The sequence below is a fragment of the Paenibacillus sp. MAHUQ-63 genome (assembly GCF_028765165.1).
GTDB lineage: Bacteria > Bacillota > Bacilli > Paenibacillales > NBRC-103111 > Paenibacillus_E.
In genome coordinates this window covers 332297-347714 of sequence record NZ_JARADB010000003.1, presented here as the reverse complement: position 1 = coordinate 347714, position 15418 = coordinate 332297, and the positions used below count along the sequence as shown (strand labels likewise).

Here is a 15418-nt window from a genome sequence, read left to right as displayed (position 1 = left end):
AGCAATGAAAAAACAGTTCTCTCTGCTCGAAAAATTGTTCGACATCGCGATTTATTTGCTCCTGCTTGGGCTCGTCATCGTTACGCTGTACCCGCTGCTGTATGTTCTTTTCGCAAGCTTAAGCGACGCCGGCCGTTTGGTGGCCCACAAAGGCATTTTGCTGAAATCGCTCGGTTTCTCTCTGGAAGCGTACAAAGGCGTCATGAAAAACCCGGGCATTCTCATCGGCTACCGGAATACGATGTTTATCGTCGTGGCAGGCGTTGCGGTTAATTTGCTCATGACGGCGCTGGGCGCATATGTGCTGTCCCGGAAAAATGTCATCTGGAACAAAGCGTTCATGCTGATCATCGTCTTTACGATGTTTTTCCACGGCGGGCTGATTCCTCTGTATCTGGTCGTCAAAAATGTCGGACTGCTCGATTCCCTCTGGGCGACGATCATTCCTTTCGCCATGAGTACATTCAACCTGATCATCATGCGCACGGCTTTCATGTCCATCCCGGACAGCTTGGAGGAGTCGGCCAAAATGGACGGTGCGAATCATTTTACGATTTTGTTCCGGATCATTCTCCCGCTCTCGATGCCTGTTATCGCCGTCATGATCTTGTACTATGCGGTGGACAAATGGAACGGCTGGTTCTATGCCTCCGTCTTCATCAAGAGCCGTGACCTGTTCCCGCTGCAGCTGGTGCTGCGGGAGATCTTGATCGCCAACTCGACGGACAGCATGTCAGTGGGGGCGGACGCGGGCGACCGCCATCAGATCGGGGAAACGATCAAATATGCAACGATTATGGTAGCGACATTGCCGGTTCTCTGCATCTATCCTTTTGTTCAACGCTTCTTCGTCAAAGGGGTTATGGTCGGCTCATTGAAAGGGTAAAATCGGGCGATTTCGCTTGGAATAGAGCTTTTGTCAATTCGTTTTGCTTTTTTGAACATTCCTCCCCTTGCAGATCGCGGTATAATATAGGTAAGTGGAGTTAATCCCTGCAGACCTATATCGATCATTCAATGGGAGGAGATCCATATTAAACTCGGTTTTTTATGGCAAAAGCGCAAAAGTATTATTTTCACGTGGTTAATTTCTTACAGTGCTGTTTTGTTCATCCCGATGATGATGAGCTTAATTATTTATTCGCAATCCAGCAACGCGCTGAAAAGCGAAATTCACCGGGCGAACGATTCGCTGCTTAAGCAAGTGCGGTACACGATCGATACGCAAATCGATCTCATGAAACGATTGAATATGGAGATTACGTGGAACACGAAGCTCCAAACGTTGATGTATTCGAACGTTCGCGAAGGCGACGATCAATTTCTGGCTTTTCAGCTTGTCAAAGAGTTTCGCATGTACCAGACGTCCTATGCGACGGTTGACGAATTTTATGTGACCTGGGATCAGAACGGTTCGATTCTGAGACCCGGCAACATCCGGGATATGAAGACAGCGTGGGATACGATCCATAATACGGGGGCTATGCGTTACGAACAGTGGTTGGATACGATCAACAACGCAGCCAACAATCAGTTCCTGCTGCTGCCACACGCGGATTCGGCGGATCCTCAGACGTCCATCGCGTATATTGCCCACTTGCCTAAGGATTTGAACGGCAATCAGACGGGTACCGTCGTCGTAATGGCCGATATGGAACGGTTCCAGAAAGCCATGGAAACGATTTCGGGCTTCAGCGGCGGGCAAATTTTAATCCTTAACCATGACAATCAAGTGCTGCTCTCCAATTTGCCGGGCTCGGTGAATCCCGACCTGATCATGGAGCAGGTATTCGACCGGGATCACGTAGCGTACACGCCGGCGAAGAACGGGGAGTCGGAACTTTTCTATATGCAATCGGCCGTTTCCGATCTGAAGTATGTGCTGCTGATTCCTAGCCGCATTTATTGGGAGAAGGCGGAGTATGTCCGCAATTTCACATACGTCAGTATATTAATCTCGCTAATAGGCGCAGTCATTTTGACGTGGTTCTTCATGCGCCGCAATTATTCGCCGATCCAAAGGCTTGTGCAGTCGGTGTCGGACAAGAGTACGTCCGAAGCGCGGATCGACGGGAATGAATTGAGCTTCATTCAACGGGCGATATCCGACACGCGGAGCGAGAAAGAGAGGATGGCGATGCAGCTGCAGTCCCATCAGTACGTGCTGCGTTCCAATATGTTGGGCCGGCTGCTGAAAGGGAAGATCGACACGCTCATCTCTTATGAGGAGGCGTTCAAATCCTTTCATATGGAGCTCGTCTCCAACGAGTTTGCCGTTATCCTCTTCGCCGTCGAGAACAACGATAATCTATCCAACAATTTGCCCGGCATGGATCTGAATGAGCGCAGGAAGCTGATCCAGTTCATTATTACGAATGTCGTCGAGGAGCTCGTCGGACATCGTCATCATCATGGTTATATGGCTGAAGTGGATGAGATGATGGTCTGCCTGGTGAATTTCGCCGATAAGGACCCCGCCAAGCTGAAGGAAGATCTGGCATGGATTGCCGCCGAGGCTCAACGGTTCCTGCTGCGGTTCCACATGGATCTCACGATTTCGATCGGAGGCATTCATTCTTCGCTGTTTAATGTGGCTGAAGCTTATAGCGAGGCGCTGGATGCCATGGAGTACAAAATGGTTCGCGGCAAACGCGAAATCATTACGTACGACGAGATTCGCATCGATACGGCCGATAAGCTCCAACTCGGCTACTATTATCCGCTGCAGGTGGAGCAGCAGATCATCAATTTGATCAAGATCGGCGATTATGAGCAGGCTGCCGCCAGTATGAGCGAAATCATGGAGCGGAATTTCAATAAGCCGCTTGTCTCGTTGACGCTGGCCAGATGCTTGATTTTCAACCTTGTCGGGACGATGGTGAAGGCGATCAACGAGCTTGGGGACGGTGAAAGCCGCTTGCTGGGGGATAATCCGTTGTGGATGGACTCCATCATCGCGTGCGACACGATTCTCGAGATGCAGCAGGAGCTGCTCAGCTTGCTCAAGGAGGTATGTGCATTCGCCGCCGCCAAGGTGGAGACGAATCTGACCAAGGAGCGGGCAGAGACGCTGCGGGAGCTGATCGCCAAAGTGATGGCATACATCGAGGAGCATTATCAGGATGCGAATCTGAATGTGAATACGATCGGCGAGCGGTTCGAGCTCAAAGGCAGTTACGTTTCGAAGCTGTTCAAGGATCAGACCGGAGAAGGGCTGCTGGACTATATTACGAGATTCCGCATTCAGCAGGCGAAGCGGATGATCGGCTACAAGCAGGATTCGATTTCGGACATTGCCAAATGCGTCGGATATAATGAAGTGGCGACGTTCATTCGCGTTTTCAAGAAATATGAGGGCATCACGCCAGGCAAATATAAAGAAATGCACTGACAAGCACGCCGCCATGGTATTCCAGCTTACGGAGGTTCAACAGATGAGTTTACGACCACAATCAATCTTCCTGCTAGCGGTGATTTGCACTCTCGCATTGACATCCTGCTCGGCGGTATCGCCGTCCGCTACGCCGGAGCCGCCGGCAGCGACCAAGGCATCCGTGCCGCCTGATGCCGCCCGCCAAACGATGACCTACTGGGCCGAGCTTAATGGCAATGCAGCCAGCGTGAAGCCGAATACACAGGATGTCCCTTTCTTCCAGGAGTGGCAGAAGCGGACCGGCGTCCGGCTCAAATTCATTCAGCCTCCGGCCAATCAGGCCAAAGAAGCGATGAATGTGCTGCTGGCTTCCGGAGATTTGCCGGATATGATGGAGTTTGAGTGGGACAGCTTCCCGGGCGGGCCGGAGAAGGCCATTAAGGATGGCTATATTAGGCGGCTGAACGATTTGATTGACCAGCATGCGCCGAATTTGAAAAAGTTTTTGGCCGAGCATCCCGATATCGACAAGCAGGTGAAGACGGACAGCGGCAGCTACTATGTGTTCCCATTCATTCGGGGGGATGATCTGCTGCGCACGTACCAAGGACCGATCATTCGCAAGGATTGGCTGGACGAGCTCGGACTCGACACGCCGGAGACGATGGATGAATGGTATACCGTGCTGAAGGCGTTCAAGGAGAAGAAGGGTGTAGAGGCTCCTTTGACGTTCTTGGGCGTTCCCAATCCGTTGTTCGGCATTGAGGGCGGAGCTTTTGTAGGGGCTTACGGGGTCAAAAAAGGGTTCTACCTCGATAACGGACAAGTGAAGTTCGGGCCGATGGAGCAAGGGTACAAGCAGTTTCTGGCCACGATGCACCAATGGTACGCCGAGGGGCTGATCGATAAAAATATCGCCACCGTCGATACGAAAACGATGGACTCCAATATGATTAACGGCCGGAGCGGGGCGACGATCTGGAACGCCGGAGCGGGCATCGGCAAATGGCAGCCTCTTGTGGTGGAGAAAGAGAAGGATGCCTTGTTCGATGCGGCGCCTTATCCGGTGCTGAAGAAAGGCGACAAGCCGGAATTCGGCCAGCGCAGTTATGCGTACGTCGGAACAGGCGGAGTCGCGATCTCGACGAAGAGCAAGCACGCGGAAGAAGCGGTGAAGCTGCTCGATTACGGGTATGGCGAGGAGGGGCACATGCTGTTCAACTTCGGCATCGAAGGACTTAGCTACGTGATGAAGGACGGGTACCCAACCTATTCGGACGAAGTGCTGAAAAATCCCGATAAGCTGGCGCCTGCGCAGGCTTTGGCGATGTATACGCGAGCGAGCTACTTCGGGCCGTTCGTCCAGGACATCCGCTACATGGAGCAATATTATACGCTGCCGCAGCAGCGGTCGGCGATCATGGTCTGGGCGGATACGAATGTGGACCGGCATATGATGCCGCAAATTCCGAAGACGGAGATGGAGAGCGCCGAGCTGTCGTCCATCATGAACGACGTGACGACGCTGGTTGACGAGATGTCGCTCAAAATGATTCTCGGCGTCGAGCCCGTGAACGCCTTCGACAGCTACGTAAGCAAGATTAAGGCTTCCAAAATTGATCGCGCTTTAGAGATTCAAAGACTGGCGATTGCCAGGTATGAGAAAAGGTAACCGGATCCTTAGCCCTGTCCGATGCAGGGTTAAGGGTTTTTGATTTTTTGCGGGTATATCGGCAGCTTCCCTGCTAGAGCATCCGCAGCTTCCTGCCAGAACATCCGCAGGCTTCTCTTCCACCCATTATTTTGGTAATATTTTCATAGAAACGTAAGGCTGAGGGAGGAATCGAAACGCATGCTTTCGGATCATGTTGCTAGAAGAACGCCGATTTCTGATAGATCCCATACACCAAGTCCAATGAAGTCTGCACGTCCAGGCAGCTTAGCGCTGGGAATGAATCCGTTCACTGCAACGGGAGTCCTTCAGCTTCAGAGAACGATTGGCAATAAGGCCGTAAGTCAAATCGTACAAAATAAACGGGATTCAGCAGTGAATGACCGAATCGTGCAATTGAAATGGTCGGGCGCAGGTTCCAGCTTAAAATGGGAAGGCGAATGGAATGCCCGGTTAATGCACAAGGAGCCGAAAGCGCCTGCCGAAGATGAACAGGATGCTGAAATGGTGGAAGAACCGCAAATGCCAAGCATTTTGAAGTGGGATGGCAAGCAGTATGTACCAAGCGCCGCTTCATTTAATTCGGATGTCTTTCCTGCGGCGAGTGACAAGGCTGCCGGGTATCTCGCAACTTTAAAGCAGTGGCATGGCTGGTCGATTCAGCACAATCTGACGGATTCCAAAGACATTTTGCCGCAAATTATCGATGTTATCGAAAGTAAGGAGGAAGGCGTTATGGTCATGACTGCCAATAATGGAAAGTTTCTGCGCGGGATTTCCTTGTATGAAGAAAACGGCACCACGGAAGGGTACCCTGAAATCGATGCTGATGACAGATATTGGTATGTCATGTTCTCTGCTGCGCACCCAGCTACCCAATTGCCCCGTGAGAAGCGAGGAGTCAATAATGACGGAGGCGTAGGAACTGCATTAAATGCAGCTTATGACGGGCTGATGGCCGGTACTGCCATGCCGATCTACCGGCATGCCGCGAACCCAACATCGTATTTGTCATTGTTGCGCGCCGGGTATACGGATGTGAATGCTGAATCCGACGGGTTTCAGGTGCCGCAGCTGTGACATGCTGTTGGGAGGAAACGCGGGTAGGGAAGTCAAAGGCGATCAAGGCGACGGGACCAAGGCGACGAAGGAAACCAAGGAAACCAAGGAAACCAAGGAAACCAAGGAAACCCATAGGCGATCATTCCGAATTCACAACAAGTTGCATAAGGTGCACGGAGTCACTAGAAATCACTAGAAGTTGCATAAGACGTACGGAGTCACTTGAATTCACTAGAAGTTGTTTAAGGAGCACGGAGTCACTAGAATCACTAGAAGTTGCATAAGACGTACAGAGTCACTTGAAATCGCTAGAAGTTGTATATAAGACGCACGGAGTCACTCGAGTTCAATAAAAGTTGCAAAGGCCGCCAAAAGTCACTCATAGGAAAAGTAGCATCAGTTTGATTAACTGGAAATTCTCCCGTTATATTGACGATTTTTTGCCTCAGGAAGTTAATAACGGGAATTTCTCCTGCTAAAAATCTCAGATTTCGCAAACAGCAGCCACTTTTCGCAGATTTAACGGGAGAATATCCCGTTATCCTACCCGCGCGCTCATCAGCAGGGTAGATTAACGGGAGAACTTCCCGTTATGGACGCCCTACCCATGACTTAACGCTGCTCTTTGTTCGGCATTTGCATTTTCACCGACCTCCATCTCAACTCATTCCTCGGAATGGCTGGGAACGGAGGTCTTTTTGACATCCCCGCATCATCCCATCCAACCATTCCACCCATCTATCGGTAAATATTCAACTTTTTCAGGAAAATACTCCACTCTCAGATAAAGCGTTTACAGCTAAGATGTAATCAGTACAACGATATCGAGGTGAGGGGCAGCAGTGACACATCCGCTCGTACAAATGGAAGGAATCTACAAAGGCTTCCCTGGCGTCCAGGCGCTTTCAGACTGTCAATTCGAGCTGGCGCCCGGAGAGGTCCACGCATTGGTAGGCGAGAATGGGGCAGGCAAGTCGACCCTAATGAAAATTTTGACCGGCATTTATCAGAAAGACGCGGGCCGCCTGCTCCTGAAAGGCCGGGAGGTGCACATCCCGCATACCAAAGCGGCGCAATCGCTCGGCGTTTCTATCATTCATCAAGAGCTCAATTTAATTCCCGATTTGACGATTGCGCAGAATATGTTTATCGGCCGGGAACCCCGCAGGAAGGTGCGAATGCTGCTGGATGAGAAGAAAATGAACGCGGATACGGTAGAGCTCCTGGAGCAGCTGAATCTGGATCTGGACCCGCGCATGAAAATTTCCGAGCTGAGCGTAGCCAAGCAGCAGATGATCGAGATCGCCAAGGCGTTGTCCTTCAAGTCCGACGTTCTCATCATGGATGAGCCTACCGCTGCCCTGACGGACGCCGAAATCGGCGAGTTGTTCCGCATGATTGCCAGGCTGCGCAGTTCAGGCGTTGGGATCGTCTACATCTCGCACCGCATGGAAGAGCTGCGTGTCATAAGCGACCGCATCACCGTCATGCGGGACGGCCGCTACATTGCCACGGTCAAAACGAAAGATACGTCCATGGACAGCGTCATCTCCATGATGGTAGGGCGGGAGCTTCAAGTTGAGAAGCGTAAGCCGGAGAAGCCCGGCCAAGCGAAGACGGTGCTTGAAGTGAGAGGGCTGAGCCGTGCCAAAGCGTTCGAAGGCATCCAATTCACGGTCCGGGCCGGAGAAATCGTCGGAGTTGCCGGATTAATGGGAGCGGGGCGCACTGAAGTGGCGAGAGCGATCTTCGGCGCAGACCGGCTGGATGCCGGCGAGATTTATGTGAACGGACAGCAGGTGCGCATTCGGGGCACCCACGACGCTGTGAAGCATGGAATCGGCTACTTATCGGAGGACCGTAAACGCTATGGCCTGCTAGTCGACATGGACGTCGGGGCGAATATGGCGCTGCCTTCCCTGACCAAGCTGATGCGATTCGGCTGGATGCGAGAAGGCGAAATCGAGCAAGTGTCGGCCAGTTATGTAGAAGCGTTGAAAATCAAAACGCCGGGCATCCGGCAAAAGGCCAAGTTTCTGTCCGGCGGCAATCAGCAGAAAATCGTCATTGGCAAGTGGTTGTACCGGGATTGTCAGCTGCTTATATTCGATGAGCCGACCCGAGGGATCGACGTCGGGGCGAAAGCGGAAATTTATGCGCTGCTGGAACAGCTGGCGCAGCAAGGCAAGGCGATTCTGATGATTTCTTCCGAGCTGCCGGAAATTTTGCGCCTGAGCCACCGGGTTCTCGTCATGTGCGAAGGCCGAATAACCGGTGAGCTGATTGGCGAGCAAGCGACCCAAGAAAATATTATGCGCCTAGCGACAAGCCGAAATTAAGAAGGGACGGTCCATTATGCAAGTAAGCAGTATGAAAAACCCGAAGCTGGCTTTCCGGAAGACGGCGGCTACTCAGAAATTGCTCGCTTTCGCCAGCTTGGCGATATTGGTGGTCATTTTCTCGGTATCCTCCAGCAATTTCCTGCAGTTCTCGAACATTGTCGGCATCCTTTTATCGACCGCTGTAATCGGTGTACTGGCCTTAGGCTCAACATTCGTAATTATTGCGGGAGGCATCGATCTTAGCGTCGGTACGGTGATGACGTTCGCTGCCGTTATGACGGGAGTCTTCATTACGAATTGGCACATGCCGATACCGGTCGGCATCGCAGCAGGGATTGCAGCCGGTCTCGTATGCGGTCTATTCAGCGGAATTGCGGTAGCGAAAATGAATATTCCCCCTTTCATCGCAACGCTCGCCATGATGATGATTACGAAAGGGTTGTCACTTGTCATTTCCCACGCCAAACCGATTTATTTCAACGAAACGCCGGCATTTCGCGAAATTGCCATGGGAACGGCGCTGGAGAAAGTGATTCCAGGCTTCGCGGTACCTAATGCGATCCTGATCTTCTTCGGACTGGCGATCATATCCAGCCTGCTGCTGACCAAGACGGTCATCGGCCGCTATAACTTCGCTCTCGGCAGCAACGAGGAGGCCACGCGATTATCCGGTGTGAACACGCAAAAGTGGAAAATAGCCATCTATGTGCTGACCGGCTTGTTTAGCGGCATCGCGGGCGTCATGATCGCCTCGCGTCTTGATTCGGCGCAGCCCGCACTCGGTATGGGCTATGAGCTGGAAGCGATTGCCGCGGTCGTTATCGGGGGCACCTCCTTAAGCGGCGGCCAAGGGTCCATTCTGGGAACGGTCATCGGCGCCTTAATTATGAGCGTAATGACCAACGGCCTAAGAATCTTATCCGTGCCGCAAGAATGGCAGACGGTGATCGTCGGAATTGTCGTCCTGCTCGCCGTCTACGCCGATATTATACGCCGGCGCAAAGCAGGCTGACCACTCGCCCAAGGTATTCATTCTTTCCAGGAATTTATATACCAATAAAATGATATGGGAGACGATGACATGATGAAGAAAATGAAAACAATGATTTTGGCAGCGACGGTATTCACGCTTACAGCTTCACTTCTGACAGCTTGCGGCTCCGGCGCACCGGCGAGTTCGAGCGCAGCGCCTGCCGTACAAACCTCATCCTCAGGCAGCGCCAAAGCCTATATTCCGGTGATCTCCAAAGGCTTTCAGCACCAGTTCTGGCAAGCTGTGAAGCAGGGTGCGGAGAAAGCGGCCAAGGAATTCGACGTGCAGATAACGTTCGAAGGACCGGAGACCGAATCGCAGGTGGATAAACAAATCGAGATGCTGCAAGCGGCTTTAGACAAAAAGCCGACGGCCATCGCTTTCGCCGCGCTGGACAGCAAAGCGTCCGTCTCGCTCCTGCAGAAAGCCAAATCGGCGAATATCCCGATCATCGGGTTCGACTCGGGCGTTGACAGTGATATTCCGGTGACGACGGCTGCGACGGATAACAAGAAGGCCGCAGCGCTAGCCGCCGACAAAATGGCGGAGAAGATCGGCGATGCCGGCGAAGTCGCGCTTGTCGTGCATGACCAAACGAGCCGCACGGGCGTTGACCGCCGAGACGGCTTCGTGGAGCAGATGAAAGCGAAGCACCCCAACATCAAGATCGTCGACATCCAGTACGGCGGCGGAGACCAACTGAAATCGACCGATTTGGCCAAAGCCATTATTCAGGGGCACCCTAATCTGAAAGGGATTTTCGGAGCGAACGAAGGTTCTGCGATCGGTGTCGTCAACGCGGTAACGGAACTCAAGAACGATAAAATCGTCATTATCGGTTACGACTCCGGCAAGGCGCAAATCGATGCGATCAAGAGCGGCAAAATGGCCGGCGCGATCACGCAGGACCCGATCGGCATCGGATATTGGTCCGTCAAAGCGGCTGTCATGGCAAGCAAAGGGGAGAAGGTTGAGAAAATGATCGATACCGGCTTCCATTGGTACGACAAATCGAATCTCGATTCGCCCGAAATCAAAGCGCTGCTGTACAATTAGTTACCACGCGGAAGGGGGCTGTTCCTTGACAGGGCAGCCTCTTTTTTGAGGGAATAAACAGGAAATGTAAGCGCTGTTATCGAAACTATGGAAAGCCGCTTATAGCAGGTATATTCGTTTCGTAACCCGAGGTGATCTCATGTATACAATAATCATCGTCGATGACGAGGAAGCGGTGCGGGAAAGTATTCGTGCAACCGTGAACTGGACGGACTGCGGGTTTGAGCTGATCGGCTCTTACGGGGATGGACGCGACGCGTGGGAGTCTCTGGAGCACCGGCGGCCGGACGTGATCATAACCGATATTTCCATGCCGCACATGGATGGACTTGCGCTGGCGGCTGCGGTTGCCGACCGGTACCGGGATATCGCCGTCGTCATCATGACCGGTTACGGTGAATTTGAATATGCGAAGCAAGCCGTGAAGCTGAAAGTGTACGATTATATCATGAAACCCGTCAGCCAGGAGGAGTTCACAAACATTCTGGCGCTTTTGCGGAAAGAGCTGGATGAGAAGAAGCTAAGAAATGCGGATATTTTCAGACTGCAAAGCCAGTTGAACTTGAGTTTGCCTTTACTGCGCGAACAATTCCTGGAACGCATGGTTTCGACGGAAGTGAAGCGAAGCGACATTCATGCGAAATTCGCTTTTTTTCAATTATCTCTGCCCGGTCCGTATTACGTGGCCTTATCGCTGGATGTAGAACAGTTTCAACATCCTTATGACGCCGGACGTAGTTCGGAAGCCGAGCTGCTGCGGTTTGCCGTTTATAATATTGTTCAAGAAATATTCGAATTGGAGCAAGGGGGCATCGTGTTTCGGACAAGGGATGAGAAGATCGGCATTCTCTTCTCCGGAGAACGCTCTTCGCTCATGTTGGCTGTTCAGAAGTATGCCCAGCAGGCTGCCGAATGCATCGAGAAATATGTGAGGCTGCCTGTATCGATCGGCATCGGCCGGCCCTATCTCCATCCGGAGGAGGTTGCCAAATCGTATTCCGAAGCGCTAACGGCACTGGATTACCGGTTTCTGGTCGGCAGAAACAAAATTATTTCCATTGAAGATATCGTGCATGGCAAAGGGCAGCTCCAGATTCATCACGCAGAATGGGAACGCAAGCTGATCGCAGCGCTGAAAACGGGAAGCCGGGAGATGTTCAGCCTGCTGCTGCAGGAATGGATGAACGAGCTGCGCGCCTCCCAATCGTCTGTGGACCGCTGCTATATTTATGTGCAGCGCTTCCTGGTCTCGATTATTCCGTTGTTCGAAGATTCCGGATTGGATGTTATGGCGTCCGGCGATTTGCTGGGTCAGGTCAGGGCGTATAAGACGCTGGACGAAGTCAAAGTGTGGCTGGAGACCTTGTGTGTGCAGTTGTTTGAACAAGTGACCCTGAAGATGGCGCAAGATGTCGATTCGTTGATGCATAGATCGGAAGTGTTCATTCTGGAAAATTACGCCAATGAAAATTTGACCTTGAACGACGCCGCTCAGCAAGCGTATATGAGTATGAATTATTTCAGCGGTCTTTTCAAACAAAAGAAGGGGATATCCTTCATCGAATATGTGACCCGGGTCAGGCTGGCCAAGGCGAAGGAGCTGCTTGTCGAAACGAACCTGAAAGCTTACGAAATCGCAGCAAAAGTCGGGTATGGCGATCCGCAGTACTTCAGCGTCATTTTCAAACGGCATCATGGCATGACACCCAAAGAATACAGAGCCTCCGTGAGAGGGGAACTCACTTGAAACCAAGGCGATTCTTCCGGTTTAAATCCATTCATACGAGCATCGCATCGGCCTTCTTCTGTCTGATCATCGGTACGACGCTTATTCTCAGCTATAACACGTACCGGCTGTCGTCGGATTCCGTGACGGATAATTCCGTCCAGTATACCAATGAGCTGATAAATCAGGTCGGGACGACGATCGAGACGTACATCGACAATATGAAAAGCATCTCCTCCTTGTTGACGAGCAACGGGCAGATCGGGCAATATTTGGCCATGCCGGACCCCCATGCCGCGAGTGGCCGGAGCTTGGTTGCCGCCATCGAGAATTCGCTGCACGTCATCGTTCAATCCCGCAACGATATTAGCGCAATCTTGTTCGTCGGCTCTAACGGCACCGTGATCGCCGACAGGTCTCACGGATCCGTGAAAAGCTACCCGGATTTGATTGCTCAAGATTGGTACACCAAAGCGAAGAACGGTTCGATCTATATTTCCTCGTCACAAGTCGAGCATGTGTACCCCGGAGAATATCCTTGGGTTATCTCCATGAGCCAAACCTTTCGTGGGGACGATAGCGCCGGAGCAACCGGGGTACTGCTGGTTGATTTGAACTACAGTATCATCAACGATTTGTTCAGCCGTATTCAGCTCGGCAAGCGAGGATATATTTTCATCGTTAATTCCAAAGGCGATCTCGTCTATCATCCGCAGCAGCAAATCATTCACACGAATTTGAAAAGCGAGCCGATCGACGCTATTCTGGCTTCGCAGGATGGACAGCTTGTGCTGCCCGATAGCGAACATAAGAAGATTTTGTCGATTCGAACGACAAATTTCGGGTGGAAAATCGTCGGTGTCACATACCCCGATGAGCTGGTCGGCAATAAGAAAAATATTCAGCTGTCCACTGCGTTGTGGGGGAGCATTTGTTTGATTGTCGCACTCGGTATCTCCATCGTGCTGTCCTATACGCTAAGCGGACCGATCAAGCGGCTGGAGGCGAACATGAAGCAGGTGGAGCAGGGCAATTTCGATATTCGGGCGGACATCGCCCAGGGGGATGAAATCGGCAAGCTGGCGCGGTCGTTCAATGTCATGATTATGAAAATCAAAGATCTGATGCAGCGGATTGTTCACGAGGAGGCGCTGCTCAGACAGAGCGAGATCAGAGCGCTGCAATCGCAAATTCATCCGCATTTTCTGTATAACACGCTGGAATCGATCATATGGATGGCCGAAACGAACAGGATGAAGCAGGTCGTCGGGATGACGATGGCATTATCGAAAATGCTGCGCTACAGCATCGGCAAGGGGGAGCAGGAGGTGCCCGTCTCCTTGGAACTGGAACATTTGTCCAATTATCTCACGATTCAATCCATGCGCTACACGGGGAAGTTCTCGTATGAGATTGAGGTTGACAGTGAGCTGTATGATTGCCGCATTGTGAGGATCGTTCTTCAACCGCTCGTTGAGAACGCGATCTACCATGGCATCAGGCGTATGGAAGAGCATGGGCACATCCGTATTGCCGGGAAGCTGGTTGACGGCGACATTCATATTACCGTAAGCGATAACGGTCTCGGTATGGATCAAGTCAAGGTGATGTCTCTGCTTAGCGGGACGAAGGAGCAAGGCTTGGGCGTGCGCAATGTGCATCACCGCATTCAGCTGTTTTACGGTCACGGCTACGGCTTGACTTTTGAGAGCGAGCCTGAAGAGGGGACGACGGTGACATTGCGAATTCCCCGTTCCGGAACGGGAGGGGTGGAGTCATGAAACGCTGGATTTTACCCGTCTTCGTTGGAATTGCAGCTATACTCCTCTATATCATTAGCTTGAATGCTGCAAGAGGGAACGACCGGCCGATCGTGTTCGTACCGAAGACGGTTGACAGAGGCATTGAATTTTGGCAGGTCGTCGAGCAAGGCGTTTGGGCCGCCGCCGCAGAGACGGGGACGGAGGTGAAGGTCGTCGGAACGGATGCGGAGAAGGATGTCGACGAGCAGATTCGAATATTGCGCGAGATGATCGCCTTGAAGCCAAAGGCTATCGTTCTGGCAGCCTTGGATTATGAGCGGACCGTGCCCGTCGCCCAGGAAATCGTACGGGCAGGCATCCCGCTCGTGACCGTCGACTCCGGCTTGAAGGGCGGTATATCCAAGTCTTTCATTGCAACAGACAACGCAGAAGCAGGGAGGAAGGCTGCTCATGCGCTCGTTCAAGCCCTCCCGGAGAAGGGCCAGGTTGCGATATTGAATTTCGTCAAAGGTTCCTCCACTTCAATCGAGCGGGAGAAAGGTCTCCGCGAAGTACTTCAGAAGGAGAACGGGATCAGGCTGCTGGATACGCTCTATAGCGAAGGTTCTTCGGATCGGGCTTATGCGATTACGAAAGCGCTGCTGACGGACTATCCGCAATTGAAAGCGATCGTTGGTTTGAACGAGCCGTCGACACTTGGCGCCGCCAAGGCGCTGCGCGACTTGAGGAAGCCCGGGGAGGTGAAGCTCATCGGTTTCGATAGCTCCTACGAAGAGATCGGCTTTCTCGAGGAGGAGATCATTCAAGCCATCGTCGTGCAGAAGCCGTTCAATATGGGCTACGTAGCGTTGAAAACGGCCGTACAGCTGAGTGCCGGCAAGAAAGCGGAGTTATGGATCGACACGGGCTCCGAGGTCATATGGAAAAGTAATATGTACAGCAAACAGAACCAGAAGCTGCTGTTTCCGATTGTGGATAAGCAGCCATAGCGTTGTGTAACTAGCTGGGGTGGACGGGAGTGTGACTTGGCTGACCCTAACGGACACAGTTACCGCTATTCAGTGAAAATAAGCGCTTTTGAGTCTCTAACGGACACAGTTGCCGTTATCAGTCCTGAATGATTAGCAATATGATTGAAAAAAACTGAATAGCGTTTCTCCTGTCCGTTAGATTTGAGGAACTGGGCAAGAAGAGACAATAGCGTCTCGTCTGTCCGCTAGATAATCTCATATCGAATCCGCCCGAAAAACCGCGAAACGAATCGCGGTTTTTCGCTGTTTATCGACACTAATTTCTTCCAAAAAAAGCTGTTGCATTTTAGAGGAATCCGCTGTACGATACCAACTATAAAGCGCTTACAAATGTAGGCGGCCATGATTAAATCGGTTTAA

The 15418-nt window shown here is 51.9% G+C and carries 10 protein-coding genes; all 10 read left to right on the top strand.

Annotated features, from left to right (window positions below; translation table 11 throughout):
- Positions 1 to 4: 4 nt before the first annotated feature.
- The 10 genes from PUT07_RS17860 (at position 5) to PUT07_RS17815 (ending at position 15016) form a co-directional block, all read left to right on the top strand.
- Positions 5 to 886, top strand: a complete 882-nt coding sequence (locus tag PUT07_RS17860; protein WP_274469686.1) for a carbohydrate ABC transporter permease — start codon at positions 5 to 7, stop codon at positions 884 to 886.
- Positions 887 to 1117: 231 nt separating this feature from the next.
- Positions 1118 to 3391, top strand: coding sequence for a helix-turn-helix domain-containing protein (locus PUT07_RS17855; RefSeq protein ID WP_274469685.1), 2274 nt, complete (start codon positions 1118 to 1120; stop codon positions 3389 to 3391).
- 43 nt (positions 3392 to 3434) lie between these two features.
- Complete coding sequence (locus PUT07_RS17850; protein ID WP_274469684.1) at positions 3435 to 5045, top strand: extracellular solute-binding protein; 1611 nt, start codon at positions 3435 to 3437, stop codon at positions 5043 to 5045.
- A gap of 180 nt (positions 5046 to 5225) precedes the next feature.
- Complete coding sequence (locus tag PUT07_RS17845; protein WP_274469683.1) at positions 5226 to 6125, top strand: hypothetical protein; 900 nt, start codon at positions 5226 to 5228, stop codon at positions 6123 to 6125.
- Positions 6126 to 6949: 824 nt separating this feature from the next.
- Positions 6950 to 8446: a sugar ABC transporter ATP-binding protein gene (locus PUT07_RS17840; RefSeq protein WP_274469681.1), complete on the top strand. Its 1497-nt coding sequence runs from the start codon at positions 6950 to 6952 to the stop codon at positions 8444 to 8446.
- A 16-nt stretch (positions 8447 to 8462) separates the two neighbouring features.
- A complete protein-coding gene (locus tag PUT07_RS17835; RefSeq protein ID WP_274469680.1) occupies positions 8463 to 9461 on the top strand; it encodes an ABC transporter permease in 999 nt (332 codons plus the stop codon).
- A 72-nt stretch (positions 9462 to 9533) separates the two neighbouring features.
- Positions 9534 to 10538 carry an ABC transporter substrate-binding protein gene (locus PUT07_RS17830; protein WP_274470866.1) on the top strand — a complete coding sequence of 335 codons (1005 nt, stop codon included), beginning with the start codon at positions 9534 to 9536 and terminating at the stop codon, positions 10536 to 10538.
- A gap of 139 nt (positions 10539 to 10677) precedes the next feature.
- The gene (locus PUT07_RS17825) at positions 10678 to 12285 is read left to right on the top strand and encodes a response regulator (protein WP_274469679.1); all 1608 of its coding nucleotides are present in this window, start codon (positions 10678 to 10680) and stop codon (positions 12283 to 12285) included.
- Positions 12282 to 14045, top strand: coding sequence for a sensor histidine kinase (locus tag PUT07_RS17820; protein WP_274469678.1), 1764 nt, complete (start codon positions 12282 to 12284; stop codon positions 14043 to 14045). Before PUT07_RS17825 ends, PUT07_RS17820 begins: the two co-directional genes overlap by 4 nt.
- Entirely contained in the window at positions 14042 to 15016 is a 975-nt protein-coding gene (locus tag PUT07_RS17815) for a substrate-binding domain-containing protein (protein WP_274469677.1), read from the top strand. Before PUT07_RS17820 ends, PUT07_RS17815 begins: the two co-directional genes overlap by 4 nt.
- Positions 15017 to 15418 lie beyond the last annotated feature (402 nt).

Excerpts from the sequence above, each read along its gene's own strand:
- PUT07_RS17860 (WP_274469686.1), top strand. The coding sequence starts at position 5 with ATGAAAAAACAGTTCTCTCTGCTCGAAAAATTGTTCGACATCGCGATT.
- PUT07_RS17855 (WP_274469685.1), top strand. The coding sequence starts at position 1,118 with ATGATGATGAGCTTAATTATTTATTCGCAATCCAGCAACGCGCTGAAA.
- PUT07_RS17850 (WP_274469684.1), top strand. The coding sequence starts at position 3,435 with ATGAGTTTACGACCACAATCAATCTTCCTGCTAGCGGTGATTTGCACT.
- PUT07_RS17845 (WP_274469683.1), top strand. The coding sequence starts at position 5,226 with ATGCTTTCGGATCATGTTGCTAGAAGAACGCCGATTTCTGATAGATCC.
- PUT07_RS17835 (WP_274469680.1), top strand. The coding sequence starts at position 8,463 with ATGCAAGTAAGCAGTATGAAAAACCCGAAGCTGGCTTTCCGGAAGACG.
- PUT07_RS17830 (WP_274470866.1), top strand. The coding sequence starts at position 9,534 with ATGAAGAAAATGAAAACAATGATTTTGGCAGCGACGGTATTCACGCTT.
- PUT07_RS17825 (WP_274469679.1), top strand. The coding sequence starts at position 10,678 with ATGTATACAATAATCATCGTCGATGACGAGGAAGCGGTGCGGGAAAGT.
- PUT07_RS17815 (WP_274469677.1), top strand. The coding sequence starts at position 14,042 with ATGAAACGCTGGATTTTACCCGTCTTCGTTGGAATTGCAGCTATACTC.